This is a genomic window from Streptococcus acidominimus (assembly GCF_001921825.1).
Lineage (GTDB): Bacteria > Bacillota > Bacilli > Lactobacillales > Streptococcaceae > Streptococcus > Streptococcus acidominimus.
In genome coordinates this window covers 60,125-82,015 of record NZ_MSJL01000001.1, presented here as the reverse complement: position 1 = coordinate 82,015, position 21,891 = coordinate 60,125, and the positions used below count along the sequence as shown (strand labels likewise).

The window sequence follows — 21,891 nt, the reverse complement described above, 5'->3', positions numbered from 1 at the left end:
TTCAAAAGAGGCTCCTTATCAACAGTAGTGGGTTGATGCAAGGTCAGCTCATAGAGCTTAAAAACGTACGTTCTCCGCCCTCTTTTCTAGCTCCTGCCACCTATGGAGGTCCTCTCCATAGGTGTTTTTGACATCAGAATTAGAATGATCGGCTTTATCCGATTGGGACACCAGAAAAAAGACAAAATAGGGGAGAAGTGATATACTAGATTCATGACAAAAGCAGATACTATTTTTAAAGAAAACATCCAAAAAATTATGACTGAAGGCGTCTTTTCAGAAAATGCTCGTCCGCGCTATAAAGATGGAAATGTCGCTAATTCTAAGTACATTACAGGCTCCTTTGCTACATACGATCTGTCAAAGGGAGAGTTTCCTATTACCACCCTGCGTCCGATTCCCATCAAGTCAGCCATTAAGGAAGTCTGCTGGATTTACCAAGATCAGACCAATAGCCTAGAGGTTTTAAATGGCAAATATGGTGTGACCTATTGGAATGATTGGGAGGTAGGTGAGACTGGTACTATCGGAGAACGCTATGGGGCTGTTGTCAAAAAACATCAGATTATTGATAAAATTCTCAAGCAACTAGCAGATAATCCATGGAACCGTCGCAATATTATCTCCCTGTGGGATTATGAGGCTTTTGAGGAAACAGAAGGTCTCTTGCCATGTGCTTTTCAGACCATGTTTGATGTGCGGTTGGTGAATGGTGAGATGTATCTTGATGCGACCCTTACTCAGCGCAGCAACGACATGTTGATAGCGCATCATATCAATGCCATGCAGTATGTAGCGCTTCAGATGATGATTGCCAAGCATTTCGGATGGAGGGTTGGGAAATTCTTCTATTTTATCAATAACCTGCACATCTATGATAATCAATTTGAGCAGGCAGAAGAACTCTTGTGCCGCGAGCCAAGTGACTGCCAGCCCAAACTGGTACTGAATGTACCCGACGGGACCAATTTCTACGACATCAAGCCAGAAGATTTTGAGTTGGTCGATTATGCTCCTGTTAAACCGCAGCTGAAATTTGACTTAGCGATCTAATAGCTAACCTTGAAAAGTAGTCGGATAAAGCAGGAGCTAATCACTGCGTTTTTGGCAAATCTTGACTGGTGATCGAATACCATTCATGCTCAATGAACAAAAAAGCAAGGATAGTCAAGTCCAGCTAGTTGAAGAGTTGAGCCTATTCCAAGCGATAGGAGCTTTTCTCAAAGGAGCTGACTTATCCTTTCAAGCAACCAAAGTTGCACCAGTTTGATGTTTGAAGAGTATTAAAGAAAAAACAAGAAGGAAGAGACAATGACAAAGAAGATTTCAGCCATTTGGGCACAGGATGAACAAGGTTTGATCGGTAAAGAAGGAGGTCTTCCTTGGTCATTGAAAGCTGATTTAGAGCATTTTAAGCAGACGACAACAGGTCATGCTATGGTCATGGGGCGCGTCACCTTTGATGGGATGGGCAAACGTGTTCTCCCTAATCGTATTTCGATTATCCTGACCCATGATCGAGAGTATCAAGTAGAACACGACCGAGTTCTCGTCCTGCATAGCGTAGAGGAAGTTTTAGACTGGTACTATCAGCAGGATAAGAACCTGTACGTTATTGGCGGTGGACAGATTTTTACAGCCTTTGAAGCCTATTTGGATGAGATTGTAAAAACAGATATTCACGGTCGATTTGAGGGGGACACCTATTTTCCAGCGGCCTTTGATTGGTCCGTATTTGAAGAGGTCAGTGCGACAAGGCATGAACGAGATGCGGAGAACCCTGTTGATTTTACCGTCAGAATATTTGAAAGAAGTGAGAAGTAAGTATGCAGAAAAGTTTATTCGGTTTATTTACTGCGATTTTATGCGCTATCTGTGTGCTCTGCTCCATTCAAGCCTTCCAGAAAAAGCGGTATGGCCTAGCCATCCTCTTTCTTTTAAATGCAGTGACCAACTTAGTTAATAGTATTCATGCCTTTTATGGCGTATTATTTTAGATAGGGATAAGGACGAGAAATAATGACAGTACACCATCCATCAGAGCTTATTTACTGCTCATTTTGTGGAAAGAACCAAGAAGAAGTAAAAAAAATTATTGCGGGGAATAACGTATTTATCTGTAATGAATGTGTGGAGTTAGCTCAGGAAATTATTCACGAAGAATTAGCAGAAGAAGTCTTGACAGACTTGGCGGATACTCCAAAACCTCAAGAACTGCTGACGATTTTAAACCACTATGTTATCGGTCAAGATCGCGCCAAACGGGCGCTAGCAGTAGCTGTTTATAATCACTACAAACGGATCAATTTTCAAGATAGTCGTGAAGAAAATGACGTGGACTTGCAGAAATCAAACATTCTCATGATCGGGCCGACTGGTTCTGGTAAGACCTTTCTCGCTCAAACCTTGGCTAAAAGTTTGAATGTACCATTTGCGATTGCGGATGCGACAGCCTTGACAGAAGCAGGTTATGTGGGGGAGGACGTTGAAAATATCCTCTTGAAATTGCTTCAGGCTGCCGATTTCAACATTGACCGTGCAGAGCGTGGGATTATCTATGTAGATGAAATTGATAAAATTGCTAAAAAAGGTGAGAATGTCTCTATAACGCGTGATGTTTCAGGAGAAGGTGTGCAACAAGCACTCCTGAAAATTATCGAGGGGACGGTAGCTAGCGTTCCGCCACAAGGTGGCCGCAAGCATCCGCAGCAGGAACTGATTCAGCTTGATACCAAGAATATCCTCTTTATCGTGGGAGGAGCCTTTGATGGGATTGAAGAAATCGTGAAGCAGCGCATGGGGGAAAAAATCATCGGTTTTGGTCATAATAATCGTGCCATTGATGAGAAAGAGTCTTACATGCAGCATATTATTGCAGATGATATTCAAAAATTTGGTATTATTCCAGAGTTGATTGGACGTTTGCCGGTCTTTGCAGCCCTTGATCAGTTGACGACAGAAGATTTGATTCGCATCTTAATAGAGCCGAAAAATGCCCTAGTCAAACAATATCAAGCCCTGCTTTCCTATGACGGTGTAGAGCTGGAATTTGACCAGGAAGCCCTTGAGGAAATTGCTAGACGAGCGATTGAACGAAAAACAGGAGCACGTGGTCTTCGTTCAATTATCGAAGAAACCATGCTTGATATCATGTTTGAAGTGCCGAGCCAAGATGACGTCAAACGTGTACGGATTACCAAGGAAGCAGTGGACGGACAGGCTCAACCAGTCTTAGAAACGGCATGAGGTATTGAGATGGAAATCAATACAAACAATGCAGAAATCGTTTTGAGTGCTGTTTCCAAGGTCCAATATCCTCAAGATGAGATGCCGGAAATTGCCCTCGCAGGACGCTCCAATGTTGGAAAGTCCTCTTTTATCAACACGCTTCTAGGACGCAAAAATCTCGCTCGGACATCCAGCAAGCCTGGAAAAACGCAGCAGTTGAATTTCTACAATATTGATGATAAGATTCGCTTTGTTGATGTACCAGGTTATGGCTACGCCAAGGTCTCAAAGACAGAACGTGCCAAATGGGGGAAGATGATTGAAGAATACCTAACCAGCCGTGCTAATTTGCGGGCAGTGGTTAGTCTGGTTGATATGCGGCACGAGCCATCCGCTGATGATGTTCAAATGTATGAATTCTTGAAGTATTATGACATCCCTGTTATCCTTGTTGCGACAAAGGCAGACAAGATTCCTAGAGGCAAGTGGAACAAGCACGAATCCATGATTAAGAAAAAACTGGATTTTGATAAGAAAGATCACTTTGTCGTATTTTCATCTGAAACCAGACATGGATTTGATCAAGCCTGGGACAGCATTTTGAGTGAAATTTAGGAAATGTAGTGAAAAGCTACATTTTTTCTTATTTTTGAGATAAAAATTCTTGCAATATGGCAGAAAGTATGATAGTATGAATAAGGTTTGAAAAAACTGACCTAAGACAGTAGGGGAGTTCAACTCATAAACATCCTACCGAGGCACAAAACGGATAGAAACGTATTTGTACTTTCGTGTCTAGGTTTGGCGCGTTTTTTTATTGAAACAAGCTCGAACCCAAAATAATAACGGAGGTAAAACACTAATGAGTGAAGCTATTATCGCTAAAAAAGCAGAATTAGTTGATCAAGTTGCTGAAAAGATGAAAGCTGCTGCATCTATCGTAGTTGTAGACGCACGTGGTTTGACAGTTGAGCAAGATACAGTTCTTCGTCGTGATCTTCGTGGAAGCGAAGTTGAGTACAAAGTGATTAAAAACTCAATCTTGCGTCGTGCAGCTGAAAAAGCTGGTCTTGAAGAACTTGCATCAATTTTTGTTGGACCATCTGCGATTGCATTTTCAAACGAAGATGTTATTGCACCAGCAAAAATCTTGAACGACTTTGCTAAAAATGCTGAAGCCCTTGAAATCAAAGGTGGTGCAATCGAAGGTAAAGTTTCTTCAAAAGAAGAAATCCAAGCTCTTGCAGCATTGCCAAACAGAGAAGGTATGCTTTCTATGCTCTTATCTGTACTTCAAGCGCCAGTTCGCAACGTTGCATACGCTGTCAAAGCTGTTGCAGAAAGCAAAGAAGACGCTGCTTAAGGCGTCAACGCGTAGCCTAGTGCTACACCCATCTATTATTTATTAAAAACAAAACTATTTGGAGGAAATAACAATGGCATTGAACATTGAAAACATTATTGCTGAAATTAAAGAAGCTTCAATCCTTGAGCTTAACGATCTTGTAAAAGCTATCGAAGAAGAATTTGGTGTAACTGCGGCTGCTCCTGTGGCTGTTGCTGCAGCTGGTGCTGCTGACGCTGGTGCTGCTAAAGATTCATTCGACGTTGAATTGACATCTGCTGGCGACAAAAAAGTTGGTGTTATCAAAGTTGTACGTGAAATCACTGGTCTTGGTCTTAAAGAAGCGAAAGAACTTGTTGATGGAGCACCTGCAGTGGTTAAAGAAGGCGTTGCAACTGCAGAAGCTGAAGAAATCAAAGCTAAATTGGAAGAAGCAGGAGCTTCAGTTACTCTTAAATAATCGAGTACCTTTTACAGTACGGGGCAAACGCCCCGTGCTTTTTTGTTGGGTTGTCGTTTGTGTTTTGAACGGACTATGTATCTTGTAATTGAGTTCGGACTAGGCTCTTTGTGAAAAAGAGAGATAGAACGATTTCTTCTTTATACTCGCCAAAAATCAAAATCTGATATCGTTAATGCACCTTGCTGAGTAAAAAGCTCCTGTGGAGGTTTTTAGCCTATTCCCTTAAAACAAAAAAGAACAGAGTTCTACCTGCTTCAACAGTCTAGGAATAGACTGTTGAAGGTTGGAAATAAAACGAGTGCAACTCGTGTCAAGTGTGCCCCCCTTTGGGACATAACTGTTTCAGCTTTAGCCAGTTCCAGATTTTGATTTTTATAGAGTATTAGCTGATTACAGGTCTGGCTACCTTTAGGTACAAATTGTTCTCGAGTTCTAGGATTCTTCGTACGATTTTCTAAATTGCCACAGCTGTTGCAGCTTATACCTGCTTTACAGTAAGTAGGGTATATTGTTGTGTTTTATACGCCCCTATATCTTGTTTAATTGAGTGCAGCCTAAAACTTCGGAAAGCGGTAGGATAGTAACCTCATCTTGTGTATGAGTTTACTATCTCTTTTTGATAGAACACATAAGCGATTTCCTAATCAATGCGGAAAAAGTCTACATGTACAAACGGTTTTTCTTGCTCTATAATGGGAATGTAAGCAGTTACATTATCACATGATAGGAGGAAGTTTAGTATGACAAAAACAGCTTTGATTATTTGTGCAGGCGGGATGTCCTCGTCTCTAATCGCTAAGAAAACCATGACCCTCTTACAGGAGCAAGGCATGGACATCTTTATGGATGCGCGTGGTGTGCCAGAGGGAAGCAGAGAGATTCAGGCGGATAAGTTTGATTTGTATCTCGTCAGTCCGCAAACAAAAATGAACTTCAAGCAGTTGTCAGATGCGGCAGCTAAGTATCATAAACCGATTGTGCAAATTCCACCCCAAGCCTATATCCCGATTCCGATGGGGATTGAGAAAATGGCAGCCTTGGTCAAGGAGCATATCTAATTTAGCAAGACAAGGAATCATGTTATAGTGCTGGACAATCCAGTAAGGATTTGAAGCACCAGCTTTAAAAGACGGGAGGCGACAGTGTTCCAACCGAAAGAGAAATTATTACTGTGTTACCTGATCAAACACAGGGAAACCTTTGTGACAAGTCGTGATATAGCTGATTATTTAGAGTGTTCAGATAGGACGGTTCGCACTTACTACAAGACACTTGCGACTGTTTTGGCGACCTATCAAGGGATTGATCTGATAGCAAAGCAAGGGAAGGGCTACTGTCTGACGGTCAGTGATTATCATCAATTTCAAATCTTTTTAGAAGATGTTCAACTAGAGAACTGCCAATTGGATGACGCAAGGCTGGCTATTGATGAGCGCCAGTCGTACATTCTCAATAAATTACTATTTGATCAGAATGATATCTATTTTGATGATCTGGTTGATGAATTTTTTGTCAGTCGTTCGACCTTATCAAATGATTTCAAGAAGATTCGTCAGCAATTAGAACCCTATGAACTATGGGTCGAAAGCAAGGCCAATAAGGGAGTCTACATTTCTGGAACAGAGCGAAACAAGCGCCGCTTCATCATGGATTACTTTTTGGGAAACACCTTTGTTAACAGCCTATATCAATACGTTGATAGTCAGTTTTTCCATGAAAAAATTACCTTTGAAGAATTGATGCTCATCGTTTTAGAAGAATGCCGCAAAGGAGGAGTAACCCTATCAGACTTTGTCTTACAAAATCTCGTCATTCACATTGCCCTTGCCCTTCGGCGCATTTCAGAAGGGTTTAATATCAGCAAGCTAGATCGGATAGAGGTCTTAAAGGATTGCCACAGCTGCGCAATCGCAGAACAGATTCTCAAGCGGGTTTCAACAATAACGGACATCAAGATTCCTCCAGAAGAGGTTGATTACATCACCCTCCACTTGGTTTCTAAGGGGAATGGTTCAGAAGATGAAGAACGAGGAGTTGTCGATTTTGAACAGCAGGTAAGAAAGGAACTTCAAGAGGCGATCGCTAAGCATGGTGGCGAACTAGCCCTATCTTTTCAGCAAGATTTCCAACTAATTGAAGGTCTCCTTGCCCACCTCAAGACCCTGCGCATTCGACTAGAAAACAAGGTTTTCTTAGAAAATCCATTGTTAGCAGACATCAAGAAAGATTACCAGACCAGCCTTGATCTGTCCCGTCAGGTGATGCAAGCTTTGCCTTATTTTCAAGCCTACACTTTATCAGATGATGAGCTGGCCTATATCGCCTTACATTTTCTTGCTTCTAGGGAGCGCGTGCAGGAAGAAAGCAAGCGCCGGTATCGTATTCTAGTCATCTGTGCAACGGGTTACAGCAGTGCACAATTGCTACGAAGTCGCATTGAAAAAGAGATGGGAGATGTCCTCACCATCGTCAATGTGATTGGCTACTATGACCTCAATGACCAAGTACTGGAAAATATTGATTTTATCATCGCTACTATCGATTTGTCAGAACTCATCTTCACGATACCAGTCTATACGGTCTCTGTTTTTTTCAAAGAGGAAGAAGTACAGATGATTCAGCAGGCTATTAAGGAATTAGGTGGAAGAAGAGCAAGGCAAACCCTGCTTAAAAATACTTCTTACCAGCAGTGTGAAGAAGTATTTAATGAATACATTTCCCCAGATTATTTCTTTGTCCATCATCAGATTGAAAAAACAGCCTTGCTAGAAGAACTGGTGGCTGCCCTTGCTGATCAGGAAGATGAGCATTATACTGCGACTATGCAAAAGTGGATAACACAGCGTGAGAGTATGAGTTCTGTCGTTTTTAGTGAACACATTGCCGTTCCTCATCCCATTCAACCACTTGGGCATCATCATCGTATGGCTGTTGCCATTGTAAAGGAGGGACTGTACTGGAGCTCGGACTATCCAGCTGTTAAGTTGGTATTTTTACCCTCTTTATCGGTCTATGGTAATGAGGGACTTGAGCACCTCACTGCCTCGATTGTTGAGTTGGTTGATAAACCAGAGATACAAGAGGAACTCATCAATTGTAGCTCGTTTGATGATTTTAAAAAGATATTTTTATCGATAGGAGAAAGCTAGTTATGGATACAGAACAATTGCAGGTCGCTGCATTTGAAATTATTTTGAATAGTGGCAATGCTAGGGCCATTGTGCATGAAAGTTTTGCCGCTATGCGCAGTGGGGATTATGAACAGGCAGCTGAAAAGTTATCCCTAGCCAATGATGAATTGCTATTGGCGCACCGAGCGCAAACGAAGTTATTACAGGAATATGCGAATGGTACCGAGATTAAGATTGAGATTATCATGGTGCACGCACAGGATCATCTGATGACCTCAATGACCTTACGAGAAGTAGCACTTGAGATGTTAGAGCTCTATAAAAAGGTAGAGGGTTAATGCGGGATGAGAGAGGTAGATATGACTGAAAAGGAAAAATTGAAGTTAGAACAAGGACGCAGAGAGCACGCGATTAGGAGTTTGTACTACAATCGTTATCTGCTGATTCGATATGCGACTGCCTTTGCCTTATGTATATACATTTATTGGGTAGCCATGTTGTACATGGCGGCTTCTCCCTTCTACATCATGGCTCTCCCTCTGGTCTTGCTACTGTTTAGCATCTTGTCCATGTGGGAAATGGCGCAAATGTATACGTGTGAACAAGCTTCTCCAAAGCTGACGACCTTATTTTATCAGCTGGTGTTCGGTGTTAACTTGGTGATGATTGTCTTATGCCTAGCCCAACAAACATCCTTGTTTTTCCCGCTATTTCATACTTCGGTCAAGAGTGTATCGATTATTGTGGGAAGTCATCTTCTAGCCAGTCTAGGGATTGTCGGTATTTTATTGCGTCTGAAGCGGATTGAAGCTAGAACAGACAGGCAGTTTCAACGGCTCAAGACCTACTTAGCCTCTGGGGCGTAAGTGCTATTCATCACCACCAGTAATACTCGTCAAAAATCAAAATCTGACGTCGTTAACTCGCCTTGCTAGGAGCCCCTCTTTGGGACATAACTGTTTCAGCTTTAGCCAGTTCCAGATTTTGATTTTTATAGGGAGTATAACTTCTATTCTTGACTTTGCTGAAGGGGAGTGTCTTACCTCGTCAGAACAGAATATGACCAACAGTTTTCAATAGTATAAAAAGGAGGAAATGATAACATGTTTGGCTTTTTAGAAAAATATATCATGGGTCCGATGGCGAAGATATCAACCTTTCGTCCAGTTCGTGCCATCGTAGCAGCTGGTATGGCTTCTATTCCCTTGACCATTGTAGGGTCAGCTTTCTTGGTTCTTGGGATACTACCGCAAGCCTTTCCGATTCTAGGAGAGATTTGGGCGGTCTCGTTCGACAAATTTGTAGCCTTGACACTCTTTGCCTACAAGTGTTCAATGGGGATTCTTTCTCTCTACCTTGCCCTTGTCATCGGTTATGAATACACGAAGATCTATGTCGAGGAAGAAGAGTTGAACTTAAATCCCTTAAATGGCGGTATCTTATCAGTCTTTGCCTTTTTTATGACGATTCCAGAATTGATCTGGCAAGATGGTATGATGACGACAGTGACTGGTGAGACTACAATCGGCGGTTGGACTGTCGGGGGTGATAGCTTGGCACGCCTATCCACTTCAGGACTTTTTACAGCTATTTTGATGTCTATTCTAGCAGTACAGCTCTATCGTCTCTGTGTGAAAAAGAACTGGGTTGTTAAAATGCCAGAAGCCGTTCCAGAAGGGGTAGCGCGCTCGTTTACAGCTCTTATTCCAGCCTTTGTTGTGGCGATTAGTGTTCTGGTGATTCAGCTGGTCTTTATCTTATGTGGTACAGATATTTATAAAGTGGTGGCGATTCCGTTTGGATTTGTTACCAGCATTACAAATACCTTGCCAGGCTTGTTGGTTATTTTCTTTGTCGTTCATGCCTTATGGTTGGTAGGAATCCATGGTGCTAATATCGTTATGGGACTTGTAAATCCGATCTTACTGGCTAATATGGCATCAAATGTTGACGGTAAATTCTTGGTCGCTGCTGGTGAGTTCACCAATGCCTATGTCACGATCGGAGGTTCTGGTGCAACGCTTGTTTTGACCTTGCTCATGGCATTTACAGCACGCTCGGAACAGTTGAAAATGCTGGGTCGTGCTTCGTTAGGACCAGCAATTTTTAACATCAATGAGCCGATTATCTTCGGTCTTCCAATTGTCTATAATCCGAGCCTAGCGATTCCTTTCCTGCTTGCACCTCTCGCCTCTACAACAGTCGCCTATCTAGGGATCCAAGTCGGTTTTGCAGGAAAGACCGTTGTCCAAACCCCTTGGCCAACTCCAGTAGGGATCGGTGCCTTTATCGGAGCTGGTGGAGACATCAAAGCAGGGATTCTAGCCATTATCTGTGTCTTAGTAGCAGGTGCTATCTGGTTCCCATTCTTCAAGGCCTATGACAATAAACTGTTGAAAGAGGAAGAAGAACTGGCAAACACATAAGTATCTTGCCTCAATGAATCTCAAAAGCCAGCAGGAACCTAGGCGAAGTCGAGGTGACGAGAGACGCATGAAGCAATGTAGTGTATAATGATGGTAGCAGTGTTATAGCCGTTTAGCTTATTTTTAGTACTAGCTCAAACAGTCTGGGGATAGACTGTTTGAGGTTGGAAATAAAGAAAACGACGTTTTCGTCAAAACAGTCTGGGGATAGACTGTTTGAGGTTGGAAATAAAGAAAACGAAGTTTTCGTCAAAACGAGTTAACGAAGTAATAAAAATATAAGCTAAATGACTATACCAAAGTGATTAGAGTAATTATAATATATAAGGAGCAAAGAATGACACATACAGTATTTCCAAAAGGCTTCCTCTGGGGAGGAGCCATTGCTGCAAATCAAGCAGAAGGAGCCTATAATGTTGATGGGCGTGGTTTAGTTCAGACAGATGTGACAACAGGAGGTTCCGTTGATACCCCACGGTATACGACCTTTATTGATCAAGATGGTAAGCCTGGAAAGGTAGCAACCGTGGGACACATGGGACATATCCCTGAAGGGGCAAGATTTGCTATTTTAGACGGTTATTATTATCCCAATCATGAGGGAGTCGATTTTTACCACCGCTACAAAGAAGACATCAAACTTTTTGCTGAAATGGGGTATAGTGTATTTCGCCTATCCATTTCATGGGCTCGTATTTTCCCGAACGGAGACGATGCCGAGCCGAATCAAGCAGGTCTTGATTTCTATCGTTCGGTCTTTGAAGAATGCCACAAGTACGGCATAGAACCTCTGGTCTCTATCTGGCATTTCGACACACCTCTCTCGCTTGAAGAACGCTATGGAGGCTGGTCCAATCGTAAGGTGATTGATTTCTACGTGCGATATGCAGAGACCTTGTTCAAAGAATACAAGGGGCTAGTGAAATACTGGTTGACCTTTAATGAAATCAATGGCAGAATCATGTTTATGGAATTTTTGGGAGACAATGCCCCAGATAAGGACTACCAAGAGGCCTATCAGGATCTTCATCACCAATTTGTAGCGAGTGCGCGGGCAGTTCGATTGGCGCATGAGATTGATCCCAACTACAAGGTCGGGAATATGATTTGTGGTATTACCTACTACCCAGCGACCTGCGATCCCGCAGACATCTTGCACAATCGGCATAAGTGGGAGCAAAATATCTACTATTGCGGTGATGTTCAGGCCAAGGGGGCTTACCCAACCTATGCCAAGCGGCTCTGGAAGGAGCGCAATGTAAACCTTGAGATGACCGAGCAAGATCTGATTGATCTACGCGAGGGGAAGGTGGATCTGTATACTTTCTCTTACTATATGTCCAATAACGTGACGACACATACCGACCAAGAGCAAGTAGGTGGAAACTTCTCGCACGGCAGTAAAAATCCCTACTTGACCTATTCTGATTGGGGCTGGGCTCATGACCCGATGGGGCTTCAATACTACCTAGAAAAGATGTACGATCGTTACAACATTCCATTGATGGTCGTTGAAAATGGTCTTGGAGCTTTTGATAGAGTAGAAGAAGATGGCAGTATCCATGATGATTATCGAATTGACTATCATAGGGCTCATATCAAGGCCATGGGAGCAGCTATTGCAAATGGGGTCGATTTGATCGCCTATACAACATGGGGCTGTATCGATCTCGTTTCAGCAGGGACAGGTGAGATGCGCAAACGCTACGGTTTCATCTATGTAGATAAGGACGACGAGGGCAAGGGAACATTTGAGCGCACTCCCAAAGATTCCTTCTACTGGTATAAGGAAGTGATTGCCAGCAATGGTCAAAAAGCAATGGAAGAGTAGGTCTTGTCAGACGTGTGGTGGCAAGAGTGATGACAAGCTAGCCATCAGTTGCTATATCAAAAAATGAGGGAAAAAAGAGAGGAGAAGAGAATGATAGGATTTATCGCAGCCTTTTTGACCACCTTTGGCTTTGTACCACAAGTCATCCGGGTGATGAAGACAAAAGATACCACCTCCATTTCCTTGGGAATGTATCTGATGTCTGTGACAGGAATGCTTTTATGGTTGACCCACGGTCTTGTTATACAGGATATGGCTCTCGTCGCTGCCAATATCATTTCTGCGACGCTGTCAGGCATTATCTTGTACTATAAGTTATGCTATAACTAATGATTTAGAGGCTGGGCTTAAGTCCAGCCTCGCTTCTCATGGCTCGTGTCAACATCTCAGCGCAGGGCTTGATTGGCAGATTTGTTCGTGTTTCTCACTCCGAATCTGACCTAATCAACTGTGCGGGGGTGGGAAGACGAACTCTTTTTCGACCAGTCGAGTTCTTTTTCACTCCCTCATGATTTTATAGTCATTTAGTTTATATTTTTATTACTTCGTTAACTCGTCTTGTATAATTGAACTCGGGCTACGAGCTGTGCAAAAAAGATAGTTTTTCCTAGAACTTGTAGTTCTTCGTCAAAACTCCTATTTTTGCTTTGCTCGTTTAACGCCCTTGTATCTTGTATAATTGAACTTGAGCTACAACTCACTGACAAAAAGATAAATACTCCTAGAAGCCAAAGCTTCTTCGTCGTATTTCCTATTTTGTCTAGGAGTTGCTTAACGCTCTCGTATCTTGAGTTGTACCATTGAGAAAAGTTACACTTTTCTTATCTGTCACTTGTCTAGTTATCAACTAGACAACTACCTGCGACTTTTAACGAAAACTTCCTTTTCTTCATTTTCCACCTCAAACAGTCTCTCCCCAGACTGTTTTGACGAAAACTTCCTTTTCTTCATTTCCCACCTCAAACAGTCTCTCCCCAGACTGTTTTGACGAAAACTTCCTTTTCTTCATTTCCCACCTCAAACAGTCTCTCCCCAGACTGTTTTGACGAAAACTTCCTTTTTTTCATTTCCCACCTCAAACAGTCTCTCCCCAGACTGTTTTGACGAAAACTTCCTTTTCTTCATTTCCCACCTCAAACAGTCTCTCCCCAGACTGTTTGAGCTAGTACTAAAAATAAACTAAACGGCTATATAAAATGCTACTAGCTTGTCGAGATCTTGGACGGAGAAAGGATGCATAATGGAAAAAATACTATATGTGATGAGGCATGGCGAAACGCTCTTTAATACGCAAAAGCGCGTGCAAGGGGCATGTGATTCTCCCTTAACAGAGGCGGGAATCGCACAGGCTCAAGCGGTCGCAGCCTATTTTAAGCGTGAAAAATACCAGTTTGAAGCAGTTTACAGTTCGACCCAAGAAAGGGCGACAGATACGGCAAAAATCGTAGCCCAAACCGATAAAGTGATCCAGCTAAAAGGGATAAAAGAAATGAATTTTGGTATGTTTGAAGCTCAAGATGAGATGTTACTGCCTAAGCATCGACCGAATGCAACCTCCTTTGAGGATTTACTGGTTCCCTTTGGTGGGGAGGATATCATTGAGGTTGGAAAGCGCGTCTACCAGACACTTGTGGATACGATGAAGCAACACGAAAGGGCTTGTCTATTTGTCAGCCACGGAGCAGCTATGTGGGGGCTTATTCAATTCTTGAACATTGACTTCCCGCCGGGTGTCTGGCTGACCAACTGTGCCATTACGAAATGGTCCTTGACAGACGATAGCCTGACCCTAAGGGAGGTGATTCTTCCTTCCCAACAGTTTAGGAGTTACTTATTTGATGAGGAGAATAAATGAAAAAACTTATATTTTTAGATGTTGATGGTACCTTGGTGGATTATCACAATCGTATACCAGCTAGCGCGGCCACTGCCATTCGTCAGGCGCGGGAAAATGGACATTTGGTTTTTGTCTGTACTGGACGAAGCAAGGCAGAGATGCAGGAAGCAATCTGGGAGATCGGTATTGATGGAATGATTGGGGGAAATGGTTCCTACATAGAACACCGTGGACAAGTGATCATGCACCAGCTGATTGCAAAAGAGGAAGCCATCGCAGTAGTAGATTGGCTTCATGATAGAGGGCTCGAATTTTATTTAGAAAGTAATAATGGCTTGTTTGCAAGTGAGCATTTCCGTGAAAAAGGTAGGGCAGTCCTTCAAACCTACATGCTTGGCAAGGGGATGACAGCCGAACAAGTAGAGAACTTAGAAGCAGAAGATATCATCCATGGCCTAGTCTTCAACGAGGAACTCTACCGCGATGACCTCAATAAAATTAGTTTTATTCTCTCCTCCTATCAAGATTATCTGGATGCCAAAGAAGCCTTCCCGCACTTGGCAGCAAATACCTGGGGCGGTCGCGGAGAAACAGCGCTCTTTGGAGATTTGGGGCTGAAAGGCAATAACAAGGCGCGGGCTATTGAAGTGCTACTCGAACATCTAGGGCGTTCTCCAAAAGATACCATTGCCCTTGGAGATGCTAAAATTGATATTCCCATGCTGGACTATTGTGCTGTCGGGGTTTCAATGGGAAATGGAGGGTCTGAAATTCGAGCTATGGCTGATATGGTGACAGATGATGTAGAGCAAGATGGTCTCTATCATGCCTTTGAACGATTAGGGTTGATCTAATAGTCGCAACAATCACAGGTAAGACAAGAGTCGAGATGTAGACAGTGCTGGAGTACGGCAAGCCGAAAGCGACCATCTATCAAAGTTCATTGTACTCATGGCTATAAAAGCAAAACTCCTCTAAAGCTATCAGCAGCAGAAGAACTTGTTGTCCCTAAAACTGATGTGCAGAGTGATACCAAAGACTCTGAAAAAGAAACCAAAAGTACGACTGAAAACGAGGAGCATCAGGACGGACAGTCTCAAGAGGGTTCGAGTGATAAAAAGTCGGAAAATGGAGAACAAGGAAGAAATGGAAAGCAGCCTGGAGAGGATAAATAGGGAAAGCGAGTGACACGCAGCCATAATGACAATGGCGGAAAGAGGAAAGGAACTGTTTCCCCAAGTGGTCAAACGCAGCCATTACCCAATTCAGAGTAGGCAAACAAACAGCAAGTTCTTCCCATGACAGGGACTAAGATGAGTTTGCTCCCTCTTTTAATGGGTGGTATTTCCGCCCGCTTTGCTGGCTCTATCCGAGCTAAAAGTAAGGCAAAAAACGAGTAAGTCGAAGGATTGGAGAATTAAAAAATAATGGTTCATGAGGAGGCAGGGCAAGAAGCCCAGCCCTCTCTTTTTTGCGTACGTTTTTCAATCGAACTACCATGAAACCATAGGAGAGGAAAAGATGGCAAAAATATGTATTACTTTACAGGGTTTGAATCCCTATCCATTCGTGATCGTAATGAAAGTGATGTTTTTCCCATATTTTTGAAGAATAATTTGTTATAATGGTACAATATATAAAAAGACGAGGGATGTTTGATGAATAAGCGAGAGCGCCTAGAAGAAATTACTAGATTGGTTCATAAAAAGGGGACGATTCGCATTTCAGAAATTGTTGATTTGTTGAATGTGACAGATATGACTGTCAGGAGAGACTTTGGTGAGCTGGAAGACAAGGGGATTTTAACAAAGATCCATGGTGGTGCTAGGAGTAATAAGGCTTTTCAATTGAGAGAGTTTTCCCATTCGGAAAAGCATGTTCAAAATATTGAAGCCAAGCGCTCTATTGCGACAAAAGCGGCGCAGTTGATCGAAGATGGTGACACGATCTTCCTAGGACCCGGGACAACAGTAGCTTGTCTTGCAGAGGCGATTACCAATCCTAAACTAACGGTCATGACCAACTGTCTTCCGGTTTTTACCATTTTATCTCATAAGAAGTCAGAAGACTTTCAAGTTTACTTGCTTGGCGGTGAATGGCGAGCAGTTACAGAATCGTTTGTTGGGGAAATGACCAATACACTACTGGAAAACATGCACTTTAATAAGATGTTTTTTAGTGGCAATGCGGTCAAGGAAAATGACATTATGACCTCTACCCTGACAGAAGCCTACACCCAGCGACTGGCCCTAAAGCATTCTCTTGAAAAGTATCTCCTGATTGATGCTAGTAAAATCGGAAAAGAAGATTTTACCACTTTTTGCCATTTAAAAGATGTTACAGCAGTGATTAGTGAGCAATTGACAGATGAAGAACACTACCGTTATTTAACAGCCTATACAGAAGTGATTAGTGAATAATGTTTGAAAATCAACTATTTTTAAAAATAGTTGATTTTTGTTGTGTTTTCCAACAAAAAATGTTTGAAATATGTTGACTTTATGTTTGTTTAGGTGTATAATACAAATATAAAGCGAGCCGCTTTTAACCGTTTTTCAAAACATTTTTCCGGAAGAATAAACAAGACACACAAGGAGAAAACAATGACAATTATTATCGGTGCTGATCCAGCAGGAGAAAACCTCAAAAATGTTCTTCAGCATTTTCTTGTTGAGCTAGGCTATGAAGTGCTTGATGTGAGCAGTGGTAAGGACTTTGTTGATACCACTTTAATGATTGCACAGGAAGTAAACAGACAGGAAGACAACCTCGGAATTGCAATTGATGCCTATGGTGTTGGTTCTTTTATGACAGCAACAAAAATCAAAGGTATGATTGCGGCAGAAGTTTCAGATGAACGTTCTGCCTATATGACACGTGGTCACAATAACTCTCGGATCATCACTCTCGGTAGCGAGATTGTTGGAGAAGGGTTAGCCAAAAATATCGTAAAAGGATTTGTGGAAGGTGTCTATGATGGCGGGCGCCACCAGATCCGTGTCGATATGCTCAATAAGATGTGTTAAGGAGAGGAGAAAAGGATGAAAATTGCAGTTGGATGCGATCATATTGTGACCTATGAAAAAATCGCAGTGGTCAATTATTTGAAAAATCAAGGCTATGAAGTGCTTGATTGTGGGACTTACGACAGCGTCAGAACCCACTATCCTATCTTTGGTAAAAAGGTTGGTGAAGCAGTTGTTAGCGGTGAGGCAGATTTGGGAATTTGTATCTGCGGAACAGGTGTTGGAATCAACAATGCAGTCAACAAGGTACCGGGTGTCCGTTCTGCCCTCGTCAGAGATATGACATCAGCTCTATATGCTAAGACAGAGTTGAACGCCAATGTGATTGGTTTTGGTGGGAAAGTGACCGGCGAATTGTTGATGTGTGACATTATTGATGCCTTTATTCAAGCAGAATATCAGCCGACAGCTGAAAATAAGCGCTTGATTGAAAAGTTGGCAAAGATTGAGACCATCAATCAGGAACAAACAGATACTGCTTTCTTTGATGAGTTCATTGAAAAATGGAATCGTGGCGAGTATCAAGACTAAGCTTAAAAGCTGAATAGGTGGAATATAAGATGACAGTAAAAAATCAAAAATATACTTTAATGGAAAAAGTCAGTAACTCAGCAGGAATTATTTCTGCCCTCGCCTTTGATCAGCGAGGTGCTCTGAAAAAAATGATGGCTAAGTATCAGGATTCAGAGCCAACAGTTGAGAATATTGAACTCTTAAAAAGCATTGTATCAGAAGAGTTAACGCCTTACTCTTCTTCTATCTTGCTCGATCCAGAATACGGTCTACCAGCTTCTCATCTGCGTGATAGCCAATCAGGATTGCTATTAGCGTATGAAAAGACAGGCTATGATGTCAGCACGACGAGCCGCTTACCTGATTGCTTGGTAGAATGGTCCGTAAAACGCCTCAAAAAAGAGGGAGCAGACGCTGTTAAATTTCTCTTGTACTATGATATAGACGGTGATGCATACGTCAATTTACAAAAGCATGCCTATATTGAGCGCTTGGGTTCAGAATGTGCGGCAGAAGGGTTACCTTTCTTCTTGGAGATTTTGAGCTATGACGAGCGGATTCAAGACACGAGCAGTCCAGAATTTGCTAAAGTGAAGCCGAGAAAAGTCATTGAAGCCATGAGAGTATTCTCGGATCCAGTATTTGGAGTAGATGTTCTCAAGGTAGAAGTTCCTGTGAATATGGCCTATGTAGAAGGATTTGCACAGGGAGACGAGATTGTCTATACAAGGGACGAGGCAGCTGCTTACTTCAAACAACAAGATGCAGCAACTCCCCTACCTTATATCTATTTGAGTGCAGGTGTGTCTGCCAGCCTTTTCCAAGAAACCCTAACATTTGCTCATGAGTCAGGTGCTGCATTTAATGGTGTCTTGTGTGGACGTGCTACCTGGGCGGATTCAGTTCAAATTTATATGGAACAGGGTGAAGAAGCTGCCAGAAATTGGTTGAGAACACAGGGACGTCAGAACATTGAATCCTTAAATGAAGTACTGATTAGGACGGCTTCCTCTTGGAAAAAACGTGTTGGTTTACATCCGTAAATGTAAAGGTTTACAAGAATATTTTTTCGTGATATAATTGTTTCAGTAGTTTGTATAGAGTGGATTGTAACTAAGAAAATTAGGCAAGACCGCAGATGAATAAGGATGGAAACGTTCTTAGCTCATTTGTGGTCTTTTGTATTAAAAAGATAAAGGAGATCAGTCTTTAGATGTATCGTATTGTACAACCTTTAAATAATAATGCAGCTTTAGTAAAAAACGAACAGGGGGAGCAATCGGTTGTGATGGGAATGGGGGTTGCCTTTCAAAAGAAAAAAGGTGATCTGGTTCATGCTCAAAAAATTGAAAAGGTATTTTCCCTAAAAAGTTCGGAATCCAAAGACCATTTCTTCATGCTATTGAAAGATGTTCCGCTAGACTTTATTACGGTGACCTATCAGGTGATTGATCAGCTGTCACAGCAATATGATTATCCGATACAAGACTATATCTATGTGACCTTAACCACTCATATTTATTGTGCGTATAAGGCTGTTTTAGATCAGACCTATCAGGAAAGTAAACTTCCAAACATGTTGCAAGACTATCCTATCGAATATCAGATTGCGACAGAAGCCTTGGCGATTTTCCGCCAGAAAATTCTACACGATTTTCCGGAAGATGAAACGGGTAGAATCGCCTTGCATTTTATCAATGCAAAAGGTAAGAAGACAGAGGATCCAATCCTAAAAGTAGAGACAATGCAGATGGTCTTATCCTTGGTTGAAAGAGAATTAGCAGCCAACGGTATTTTAAGAACCAAAGAAAACAGCAAGTTCTACGACCGCTTGATGGTTCATTTGACCTATTTTATTCGCTATTCAGATAAGGAGCATAGTGGCTCATCATCTTTAGATCAGATGGCAGCAACGATGCAACTTGCCTATCCTAAAGCCTATGAGTTAGGATCACGCATCCATTATATGATAGCCAATGAATTAGGGATCAGTCCAAACGAAGGCGAGAAAATGTATATTGTCCTTCATGTTCAACGTTTATTATAATACTTTAACTTATCCATCATCAAAAGGAGGAAATAAAATGAATAGAGAAGAAATTACCCTACTTGGTTTTGAAATCGTTGCCTTTGCAGGAGACGCTCGCTCCAAATTGTTGGAGGCTTTGACAGCTGCCCAGCAGGGGGATTTTGATCGGGCAGAGCAGCTGATTGCAGCAGCTAATGAATGTATCGTAGAAGCCCATCATACGCAAACCTCTCTGTTACAAAAAGAAGCGGCAGGAGACGATCTAGCATTTAGTGTGACTTTGATGCATGGTCAGGATCACTTAATGACGACCTTATTATTGAAAGACATGATGTCTCATATGATTGAATTGTATAAGAGAGGAAGCTAATATGAATCAGTTAATTGCACAAATCGAGCGTGGTAAGCCTCTATTTGAAAAAGTTTCACGCAATATCTACTTGCGTGCCATTCGCGATGGTTTTATCGCTGCCATGCCAGCCATCCTATTTTCTAGTATCTTTTTGCTCATTGCCTTTGTTCCAAATATCTTTGGATTCACCTGGTCAGATGAGGTAGAGGCAATGATCATGAAGCCCTATAACTATACCATGGGGATCGTGGCAGTAGTGGTAGCAGGAACAACAGCTAAGTCCTTGACAGATAATGTCAATCGTAGCCTACCAAAGACCAATCAAATCAACTTCATTTCTACAATGATCGCTTCTATTTCTGGCTTTTTATTGCTAGCTTCAGATGGGATTGAAGGTGGGTTTGCAAGTGGTTATATGGGGACCAAGGGTCTATTGACAGCATTTCTAGCAGCTTTTGTAACGATAAATGTTTACCGCGTCTGCGTGAAAAATAATGTCACCATTCGGATGCCAGAAGAAGTTCCACCGAATATCTCACAAGTATTTAAGGATATTATTCCCTACGCTTTAACGATTTTAGGAATTTATGCGATTGATTTAGCAGCTCGTCAGCTGGTAGGAAGCAGCGTAGCTGAAGCTATTTTGAAATTCTTTGAACCCCTATTTACAGCAGCAGATGGCTACCTAGGGATTACCATTATTTTTGGTGCTTTTGCCCTCTTCTGGTTCGTTGGGATCCATGGTCCATCCATTGTAGAACCTGCGATTGCAGCGATTACCTATGCGAATATTGAAACCAACTTCCAGTTGCTTCAAGCTGGTCAGCATGCTGATAAGGTTTTGACACCAGGTACTCAAATGTTTATCGTCACCATGGGTGGTACAGGAGCGACCCTAGTGGTACCATTTATGTTTATGTTCTTGTGTAAATCGAAACGAAACAAGGCTATTGGACGTGCTTCTGTCGTTCCGACCTTCTTTGGTGTAAATGAGCCGATTTTGTTCGGGGCACCGATCGTTTTGAATCCAGTGTTCTTCGTTCCCTTTATTTTTGCACCGATTGCCAATGTCTGGATTTTCAAGTTCTTCGTTGACAGCTTGAGCATGAACAGTTTCAGTGTAAACCTACCGTGGACAACGCCTGGTCCATTAGGAATTATTATGGGAACTAATTTTGCTCCCCTAGCCTTTGTTCTTGCTATTTTATTAGTGGTAGTAGATGTAGTGATTTATTATCCATTCCTAAAAGTATACGACCGTCAAGTTCTCGCAGAAGAAGAAAGTGGTAATGTAAACAATGAGCTCAAAGACAAAGTAGCAGCTAACTTTAATACCTCAAAAGCAGATGCCATTCTTGAGAAGCAATTGTCTGATAATACAATCACAGAAGAAACCAATGTGTTGGTCTTGTGTGCCGGCGGTGGAACCAGTGGTTTACTAGCCAACGCCCTTACAAAGGCTGCGAGAGAATATGGCGTACCTGTAACGGCTGCGGCAGGAAGTTACGGAGCTCACCGTGAGATTTTACCAGAATATGACCTCGTCATTCTTGCGCCTCAAGTAGCTTCAAACTATGCAGACATGAAGAATGAAACAGACGCATTGAAGATTCGTCTAGCCAAGACAGAGGGAGCAGAGTATATCAGATTAACCCGAGACGGTAAGGGTGCTCTAGCTTTTGTCAAAGAACAATTAGAAAACTAGAGGTG

Annotated in this window: 23 protein-coding genes and 1 other annotated feature; all 23 genes read left to right on the top strand. The window is 42.2% G+C overall.

All coding sequences use genetic code 11. From position 1 onward, the window contains the following. The first annotated feature begins 213 nt into the window (after window positions 1–213). The 23 genes from BU200_RS00365 to BU200_RS00260 all read left to right on the top strand — a co-directional run bounded on the left by BU200_RS00365 (window position 214) and on the right by BU200_RS00260 (window position 21,886). Window positions 214–1,053, top strand: a complete 840-nt coding sequence (locus BU200_RS00365; protein ID WP_075098259.1) for a thymidylate synthase — start codon at window positions 214–216, stop codon at window positions 1,051–1,053. 85 nt (window positions 1,054–1,138) lie between these two features. Then, on the top strand, window positions 1,139–1,270 hold the full coding sequence (locus tag BU200_RS11600) for a hypothetical protein (protein ID WP_282956224.1): 132 nt from the start codon (window positions 1,139–1,141) through the stop codon (window positions 1,268–1,270). A gap of 41 nt (window positions 1,271–1,311) precedes the next feature. Further along, complete coding sequence (locus BU200_RS00360; RefSeq protein WP_075098258.1) at window positions 1,312–1,824, top strand: dihydrofolate reductase; 513 nt, start codon at window positions 1,312–1,314, stop codon at window positions 1,822–1,824. Window positions 1,825–2,019: 195 nt separating this feature from the next. Beyond that, window positions 2,020–3,246 (top strand): ATP-dependent Clp protease ATP-binding subunit ClpX, encoded by a 1,227-nt coding sequence (clpX, locus tag BU200_RS00355; protein ID WP_075098257.1) that lies wholly within the window; start codon window positions 2,020–2,022, stop codon window positions 3,244–3,246. Between the two features lie 9 nt (window positions 3,247–3,255). Continuing rightward, on the top strand, window positions 3,256–3,843 hold the full coding sequence (gene yihA, locus BU200_RS00350) for a ribosome biogenesis GTP-binding protein YihA/YsxC (RefSeq protein WP_075098256.1): 588 nt from the start codon (window positions 3,256–3,258) through the stop codon (window positions 3,841–3,843). Between the two features lie 82 nt (window positions 3,844–3,925). Continuing rightward, window positions 3,926–4,053: a sequence feature (ribosomal protein L10 leader region), on the top strand. 37 nt (window positions 4,054–4,090) lie between these two features. After that, the gene (rplJ, locus tag BU200_RS00345; RefSeq protein WP_075098255.1) at window positions 4,091–4,591 is read left to right on the top strand and encodes a 50S ribosomal protein L10; all 501 of its coding nucleotides are present in this window, start codon (window positions 4,091–4,093) and stop codon (window positions 4,589–4,591) included. A 73-nt stretch (window positions 4,592–4,664) separates the two neighbouring features. Beyond that, a complete protein-coding gene (rplL, locus tag BU200_RS00340; RefSeq protein WP_061564003.1) occupies window positions 4,665–5,033 on the top strand; it encodes a 50S ribosomal protein L7/L12 in 369 nt (122 codons plus the stop codon). Window positions 5,034–5,776: 743 nt separating this feature from the next. Further along, window positions 5,777–6,094 carry a PTS cellobiose transporter subunit IIB gene (locus tag BU200_RS00335; RefSeq protein ID WP_075098254.1) on the top strand — a complete coding sequence of 106 codons (318 nt, stop codon included), beginning with the start codon at window positions 5,777–5,779 and terminating at the stop codon, window positions 6,092–6,094. An 84-nt stretch (window positions 6,095–6,178) separates the two neighbouring features. Beyond that, window positions 6,179–8,185, top strand: coding sequence for a BglG family transcription antiterminator (locus BU200_RS00330; protein ID WP_075098253.1), 2,007 nt, complete (start codon window positions 6,179–6,181; stop codon window positions 8,183–8,185). A gap of 2 nt (window positions 8,186–8,187) precedes the next feature. Beyond that, a complete protein-coding gene (locus BU200_RS00325) occupies window positions 8,188–8,505 on the top strand; it encodes a PTS cellobiose transporter subunit IIA (protein ID WP_075098252.1) in 318 nt (105 codons plus the stop codon). Between the two features lie 6 nt (window positions 8,506–8,511). Next, a complete protein-coding gene (locus BU200_RS00320; protein WP_142237005.1) occupies window positions 8,512–9,033 on the top strand; it encodes a hypothetical protein in 522 nt (173 codons plus the stop codon). Between the two features lie 237 nt (window positions 9,034–9,270). After that, the gene (celB, locus tag BU200_RS00315) at window positions 9,271–10,593 is read left to right on the top strand and encodes a PTS cellobiose transporter subunit IIC (protein ID WP_075098250.1); all 1,323 of its coding nucleotides are present in this window, start codon (window positions 9,271–9,273) and stop codon (window positions 10,591–10,593) included. A gap of 337 nt (window positions 10,594–10,930) precedes the next feature. Continuing rightward, complete coding sequence (locus BU200_RS00310) at window positions 10,931–12,424, top strand: glycoside hydrolase family 1 protein (RefSeq protein WP_075098249.1); 1,494 nt, start codon at window positions 10,931–10,933, stop codon at window positions 12,422–12,424. Between the two features lie 90 nt (window positions 12,425–12,514). Next, window positions 12,515–12,754: a SemiSWEET transporter gene (locus tag BU200_RS00305; RefSeq protein ID WP_075098248.1), complete on the top strand. Its 240-nt coding sequence runs from the start codon at window positions 12,515–12,517 to the stop codon at window positions 12,752–12,754. 910 nt (window positions 12,755–13,664) lie between these two features. After that, window positions 13,665–14,279, top strand: coding sequence for a histidine phosphatase family protein (locus BU200_RS00300; RefSeq protein WP_075098247.1), 615 nt, complete (start codon window positions 13,665–13,667; stop codon window positions 14,277–14,279). Continuing rightward, on the top strand, window positions 14,276–15,115 hold the full coding sequence (locus BU200_RS00295) for an HAD family hydrolase (protein ID WP_075098246.1): 840 nt from the start codon (window positions 14,276–14,278) through the stop codon (window positions 15,113–15,115). The genes BU200_RS00300 and BU200_RS00295 overlap by 4 nt, the downstream gene beginning before the upstream one ends. 804 nt (window positions 15,116–15,919) lie before the next feature. Beyond that, window positions 15,920–16,681 carry a DeoR/GlpR family DNA-binding transcription regulator gene (locus BU200_RS00290; protein ID WP_075098245.1) on the top strand — a complete coding sequence of 254 codons (762 nt, stop codon included), beginning with the start codon at window positions 15,920–15,922 and terminating at the stop codon, window positions 16,679–16,681. A gap of 183 nt (window positions 16,682–16,864) precedes the next feature. Continuing rightward, complete coding sequence (gene lacA / locus BU200_RS00285) at window positions 16,865–17,287, top strand: galactose-6-phosphate isomerase subunit LacA (protein ID WP_075098244.1); 423 nt, start codon at window positions 16,865–16,867, stop codon at window positions 17,285–17,287. Between the two features lie 15 nt (window positions 17,288–17,302). Beyond that, a complete protein-coding gene (gene lacB / locus BU200_RS00280) occupies window positions 17,303–17,818 on the top strand; it encodes a galactose-6-phosphate isomerase subunit LacB (RefSeq protein WP_075098243.1) in 516 nt (171 codons plus the stop codon). A 29-nt stretch (window positions 17,819–17,847) separates the two neighbouring features. Continuing rightward, on the top strand, window positions 17,848–18,843 hold the full coding sequence (gene lacD / locus BU200_RS00275; protein WP_075098242.1) for a tagatose-bisphosphate aldolase: 996 nt from the start codon (window positions 17,848–17,850) through the stop codon (window positions 18,841–18,843). A gap of 170 nt (window positions 18,844–19,013) precedes the next feature. Then, complete coding sequence (locus BU200_RS00270; protein ID WP_075098241.1) at window positions 19,014–19,847, top strand: PRD domain-containing protein; 834 nt, start codon at window positions 19,014–19,016, stop codon at window positions 19,845–19,847. A gap of 37 nt (window positions 19,848–19,884) precedes the next feature. Next, window positions 19,885–20,199 carry a PTS lactose/cellobiose transporter subunit IIA gene (locus BU200_RS00265; RefSeq protein WP_075098240.1) on the top strand — a complete coding sequence of 105 codons (315 nt, stop codon included), beginning with the start codon at window positions 19,885–19,887 and terminating at the stop codon, window positions 20,197–20,199. A 1-nt stretch (window position 20,200) separates the two neighbouring features. Further along, window positions 20,201–21,886 carry a lactose-specific PTS transporter subunit EIIC gene (locus tag BU200_RS00260; RefSeq protein ID WP_075098239.1) on the top strand — a complete coding sequence of 562 codons (1,686 nt, stop codon included), beginning with the start codon at window positions 20,201–20,203 and terminating at the stop codon, window positions 21,884–21,886. Window positions 21,887–21,891: the final 5 nt, after the last annotated feature.

Bases quoted from the DNA above. Each gene is read 5' to 3' on its own strand.
- BU200_RS00365 (WP_075098259.1), top strand. From the start codon at position 214: ATGACAAAAGCAGATACTATTTTTAAAGAAAACATCCAAAAAATTATG.
- BU200_RS11600 (WP_282956224.1), top strand. From the start codon at position 1,139: ATGCTCAATGAACAAAAAAGCAAGGATAGTCAAGTCCAGCTAGTTGAA.
- BU200_RS00360 (WP_075098258.1), top strand. From the start codon at position 1,312: ATGACAAAGAAGATTTCAGCCATTTGGGCACAGGATGAACAAGGTTTG.
- clpX (WP_075098257.1), top strand. From the start codon at position 2,020: ATGACAGTACACCATCCATCAGAGCTTATTTACTGCTCATTTTGTGGA.
- yihA (WP_075098256.1), top strand. From the start codon at position 3,256: ATGGAAATCAATACAAACAATGCAGAAATCGTTTTGAGTGCTGTTTCC.
- rplJ (WP_075098255.1), top strand. From the start codon at position 4,091: ATGAGTGAAGCTATTATCGCTAAAAAAGCAGAATTAGTTGATCAAGTT.
- rplL (WP_061564003.1), top strand. From the start codon at position 4,665: ATGGCATTGAACATTGAAAACATTATTGCTGAAATTAAAGAAGCTTCA.
- BU200_RS00335 (WP_075098254.1), top strand. From the start codon at position 5,777: ATGACAAAAACAGCTTTGATTATTTGTGCAGGCGGGATGTCCTCGTCT.
- BU200_RS00325 (WP_075098252.1), top strand. From the start codon at position 8,188: ATGGATACAGAACAATTGCAGGTCGCTGCATTTGAAATTATTTTGAAT.
- BU200_RS00320 (WP_142237005.1), top strand. From the start codon at position 8,512: ATGAGAGAGGTAGATATGACTGAAAAGGAAAAATTGAAGTTAGAACAA.
- celB (WP_075098250.1), top strand. From the start codon at position 9,271: ATGTTTGGCTTTTTAGAAAAATATATCATGGGTCCGATGGCGAAGATA.
- BU200_RS00310 (WP_075098249.1), top strand. From the start codon at position 10,931: ATGACACATACAGTATTTCCAAAAGGCTTCCTCTGGGGAGGAGCCATT.
- BU200_RS00305 (WP_075098248.1), top strand. From the start codon at position 12,515: ATGATAGGATTTATCGCAGCCTTTTTGACCACCTTTGGCTTTGTACCA.
- BU200_RS00300 (WP_075098247.1), top strand. From the start codon at position 13,665: ATGGAAAAAATACTATATGTGATGAGGCATGGCGAAACGCTCTTTAAT.
- BU200_RS00295 (WP_075098246.1), top strand. From the start codon at position 14,276: ATGAAAAAACTTATATTTTTAGATGTTGATGGTACCTTGGTGGATTAT.
- BU200_RS00290 (WP_075098245.1), top strand. From the start codon at position 15,920: ATGAATAAGCGAGAGCGCCTAGAAGAAATTACTAGATTGGTTCATAAA.
- lacA (WP_075098244.1), top strand. From the start codon at position 16,865: ATGACAATTATTATCGGTGCTGATCCAGCAGGAGAAAACCTCAAAAAT.
- lacB (WP_075098243.1), top strand. From the start codon at position 17,303: ATGAAAATTGCAGTTGGATGCGATCATATTGTGACCTATGAAAAAATC.
- lacD (WP_075098242.1), top strand. From the start codon at position 17,848: ATGACAGTAAAAAATCAAAAATATACTTTAATGGAAAAAGTCAGTAAC.
- BU200_RS00270 (WP_075098241.1), top strand. From the start codon at position 19,014: ATGTATCGTATTGTACAACCTTTAAATAATAATGCAGCTTTAGTAAAA.
- BU200_RS00265 (WP_075098240.1), top strand. From the start codon at position 19,885: ATGAATAGAGAAGAAATTACCCTACTTGGTTTTGAAATCGTTGCCTTT.
- BU200_RS00260 (WP_075098239.1), top strand. From the start codon at position 20,201: ATGAATCAGTTAATTGCACAAATCGAGCGTGGTAAGCCTCTATTTGAA.